Source organism: Catenibacterium sp. RTP21428st1_D7_RTP21428_210409 (assembly GCF_040227455.1).
GTDB classification, from domain to species: domain Bacteria; phylum Bacillota_I; class Bacilli_A; order Erysipelotrichales; family Coprobacillaceae; genus Catenibacterium; species Catenibacterium mitsuoka_A.
Genome location: NZ_JBEHVX010000134.1, coordinates 1 through 3,823 on the forward strand (window position 1 = coordinate 1; position 3,823 = coordinate 3,823).

At 36.8% G+C, this 3,823-nt stretch carries 4 protein-coding genes and 1 pseudogene; 2 read left to right on the forward strand and 3 right to left on the reverse strand.

All coding sequences use genetic code 11. The features are described 5' to 3' along the window. From ABUA27_RS12265 to ABUA27_RS12275, 3 genes are all read right to left on the reverse strand, one after another. The coding region (locus ABUA27_RS12265) for a transposase family protein (RefSeq protein WP_349820822.1) at window positions 1-393 on the reverse strand (393 nt) is incomplete at its 3' end. A 252-nt stretch (window positions 394-645) separates the two neighbouring features. Beyond that, a complete protein-coding gene (gene ucpA, locus ABUA27_RS12270; RefSeq protein ID WP_349820823.1) occupies window positions 646-1,443 on the reverse strand; it encodes an SDR family oxidoreductase UcpA in 798 nt (265 codons plus the stop codon). An 83-nt stretch (window positions 1,444-1,526) separates the two neighbouring features. Continuing rightward, on the reverse strand, window positions 1,527-2,930 hold the full coding sequence (locus ABUA27_RS12275; protein WP_349820824.1) for an APC family permease: 1,404 nt from the start codon (window positions 2,928-2,930) through the stop codon (window positions 1,527-1,529). 312 nt (window positions 2,931-3,242) lie between these two features. Here ABUA27_RS12275 and ABUA27_RS12280 point away from each other — a divergent pair, with 312 nt between their 5' ends. Continuing rightward, window positions 3,243-3,464: a helix-turn-helix domain-containing protein gene (locus tag ABUA27_RS12280; protein ID WP_349820825.1), complete on the forward strand. Its 222-nt coding sequence runs from the start codon at window positions 3,243-3,245 to the stop codon at window positions 3,462-3,464. An 84-nt stretch (window positions 3,465-3,548) separates the two neighbouring features. Beyond that, window positions 3,549-3,823: pseudogene (locus ABUA27_RS12285) on the forward strand (ISNCY family transposase); the annotation flags it as partial.

Consider the following 3,823-nt stretch of genomic DNA (forward strand, 5'->3'; position numbering starts at 1 on the left):
GGTAGGGCTTGTGTTAAAAAATCTAGCAACCAGTGAAAAAGTAGTTGTAGGTTCTTTAAGTTTATTCATGATTTCCAGTTCTGAGGTTTGAGATAATCTGCTGTGACTTTTCTCTGTAAATGGGTTTCCCTCTGTCATTACCTTATTACATTGAGGACATACTAATCTTCTCTTTTTAAGTATTAGAGAAGTGTTCTTGCCTCTTATCATGTTATGTATGACTTTACATTTTCTATAGTCCTTAATGTTCATTCTACTGCCGCATTCTGGACAGGAGATAATGGTTCTCTTAAGTGTGATACAATAAATCACTTCTTTTTCATTGATTTCAGTCGTATGAGACTGTACAAAGGATTCATAATCCCCTAAAATAATTTTTAGATCATTATTCAATTTGTGATCTCCTTTCGCTTTGAGTTGATATGAGCAAATTAATGATACAGCGAAAGGTTTTTAATTACACAAAAATACCTAAAAAAGTGGGAGCCGCAGTGTGACCCCCACAGATTTAAAGGTGCTGTTTCCAAGACCCCCAAATATTTAGAGCGAAGGTCTGACCCCCACAAAAATTAAAGACCCAACATTTGTTCATCTCTTTTTTTGCATACAAAAACCACCTCTATAAAGAGGTGGCAAGTATTGATATTAGTTTGTACCGATAGACATTGTTTCTGGCAATGTAGCACCACCATCAATAACAATCTGAGCACCTGTTAAGTAGCTAGATTCATCGCTTCCTAAGAATGCGAATAATTCACCTACTTCGATAGGTTTAGCAAGACGTCCCATTGGAACATTTGCTGCAATATCATTGATTGCTGCTTCTGGATTATCTGGATTAGATTCAACAGCCATCTTTTCAACCATTGGAGTTCTTGCATAACCAAGCTGTGAGCAGTTAACACGGATATTACGTTTAGCATATTCTACAGCTAAGCACTTAGTTAAACCAACTAATGCAGCCTTAGTTGTAGCGTAAGCTGCTTCACCAGCATCAGCTACGATATCACCAGTTACAGAAGAAGCGATAACGATGCTACCTCCACCCTGTTTTAACATATAAGGAACAACTGCTTTACATGTATTCCATACACCCTTAATGTTTACATCAATATGGAAATCACGCATTTCATCAGTCATTTCTTCAAATGGAGCTAAGCGGCAAACACCAGCGTTACAGCAAGCTACGTTGATTTCACCGAACTTTTCAACACCCTTAGCAGCTGCAGCATCCATTTGTGCACGATCAGCTACGTTAGCTACTACAGTGATGATTTCAGCACCGTATTCTTTTCTTAATCTTTCTGCAGTATCTTCTACAGCGGGTGATAAGTCAACCATGATTAGTTTTGCACCATATTTCGCATATGAAGTTGAGATTCCTTCTCCAAGTCCTACTGCAGCACCTGTAATTAATGCAACTTTTCCTTCTAATTTAGCCATTTTATTATTCTCCTTTTCTAAACTAAATTTATATATGCAAGCAATCATTTGCTTTGCCATTAATTCTTAATACTATTTAATTGTTAGAACTTCTGAACTCCATCAGGTGTTTCAATTTCTACTGGATGTTTCTTCCAGTTCACACAAACCATCCAGAGCCACAATAACATACCAACACCAAGATATACACCAAAGCAGATCCAAGAATCAATCCCCTGACCAAGTGTACAGAAGAATGCGATAGTAACTGCAATCAACATCGCAAGAATACGGAAAACATCTCCGCCCTTAACAGTGTTTGCACTTACCCAATTAGGATGTTTTCTATGAATACAAATAGCTGAAATCATAGTAAGTGCATAAGCACAGGCACATCCGAAACTCATTAAGTTAAAGAATGCACTCATGAAGTCAGATGAGTTCTGTAATACGATAAATACTAATGATAATACTAACAAGAAGATGTTAGGTAATAATGGTTGCTGGTTCTTGTTTACCTTTGCGAAAACCTTTGGTAAGAAGTTCTTATTAGCCATTGAATATAACATACGTACTGTTGACATCCAGAAGCCAAGTAATGAAGCACCCATACCTAGTAAACAAGATAGAATACCAACAATAATAGGCCAGAATGTCCATCCTAATACTTTCTGCATAGTTAAAATAGTTAAGAAACCATCCTGTGCAAGAGTTGTATGAACACCCTGTAATCCATCTAATCCTGCAACACAGAAATAATAGAATACATAGATACAACCACAAGTAAGGATTGAACCACAAATAGCTTTCTTAGAGTTCTTGATTGGGAAGTCTCCTTCTTCAACCATTTGAGGTACTGTTTCAAATCCGAAGTATGGTGTAATTAATAACGCCATACCAATAATCCATCCAGGAATACCATTTACAGAACTTAAAGTTGTCTGGAAGATATTTCCAAAGTTAGATAAATGCCAATGTCCTGAGAACAGTAATAAGAAACCAGTAATAATAGTAACTGCAATGTTACAGAAAAGCATACCTGCCTGAGCCTTTACTAAGAACTGAACGTTCTGAATACTCATCAAGAAATATAAAACAAGTAATACTGCAGCACATCCTACCATACCCCATGTACCAAGACCTAGATTTAATGTCTTATTGACCCATGTCATGATAGCCATAACAACAGCTGGTGGTACTGAAATCCAAGCTGCCATAATAAGCCAAGAAGCTAAGAATCCAACATGTTTGTTGATGCCAACAGTATTGTAGATTAATTCCCCACCACCAGTGTGGAAAATAGATGCCAATTCGCTATATACAAGTGCGATTGGTAAAATAGTTACAGTCATTAATGCGAATGCAAGGAATGTCCCGCTTCCACAATAACCATAGAATACAGAGTCCCAATAGTTTACGAATGTAAAGATAGAACCTGTTGCAACGGTGTAAACGAAAATCAGCTTAAGACTTTTATTTAAGCCACCCTTGCTTTCTTTGTTGTCCATAAAACAACCTCCTCCATAATTGTAATCGGGAGATAGTTGATGACTGCAAAAAAAAACACTCTCTAAAGAGATACTAGAAACTATGATAGTATGTCCCGTACATACCCTCTCATCAACTATTTAATTGTAATGATATCATTTGTACAATTTAATGGTATCACTCGCATATAGTTAAGTCAAGCGCTTACATTCAAAGTCTTTTTTAAGTCTGATTCCAATGTGATAATGTCTCAATGTATCCAAGTTGATAATGTCCCAATTGGGACATTATCAACTTGCCGTGTTAAACTATAACCTCCATGGGAGGTTATTATGAGAAAGGTTGAATTGAGAATGAATGAGCAGAATAAGTATGAAATAATTAAGAAGCTTGTAGACACAAATGGAAACAAGAAGAGAGCAGCTACTAAGCTTGGCTGTACTGTAAGAACCATCAATAGACTTATCATTAAATATAAAGAACAGGGAAAGAAGGGTTTCGTGCATGGCAACCGTGGAAGACTGCCTGCTTCTACAGTTCCTTTGGACACATAGAATAAGATCATCTCTCTTTATATCAATGATTTCTCTGATGCAAACTTCACTCACTTCTGTGAGATTGTAGAAAGTGACATCGGTATGAAGATAAGTGATACTACACTCAACAACTGGATGAGAGCTGAAGATGTACTTTCTCCAAAGGCTAGAAGAAAAACAAAGAAAGCCTTGAAGAAAAAACTTAAAGAAAGAATGAATGACACTGCTTCTGAAAAGGTTAGGAATGAGATAAAGGAATCAATCATTATACTTGATGAACAGGATGCACATCCTAGACGTCCTAGATCAAAGTATGCAGGTGAGATGATACAGATGGATGCATCATCATTCCATTGGATTGAAGGAGAAGTGTGGCA

Coding starts and splice junctions, on each gene's coding strand:
- ABUA27_RS12280 (WP_349820825.1), top strand. CDS start 3,243: ATGAGAAAGGTTGAATTGAGAATGAATGAGCAGAATAAGTATGAAATA.
- ucpA (WP_349820823.1), bottom strand. CDS start 1,443: ATGGCTAAATTAGAAGGAAAAGTTGCATTAATTACAGGTGCTGCAGTA.
- ABUA27_RS12275 (WP_349820824.1), bottom strand. CDS start 2,930: ATGGACAACAAAGAAAGCAAGGGTGGCTTAAATAAAAGTCTTAAGCTG.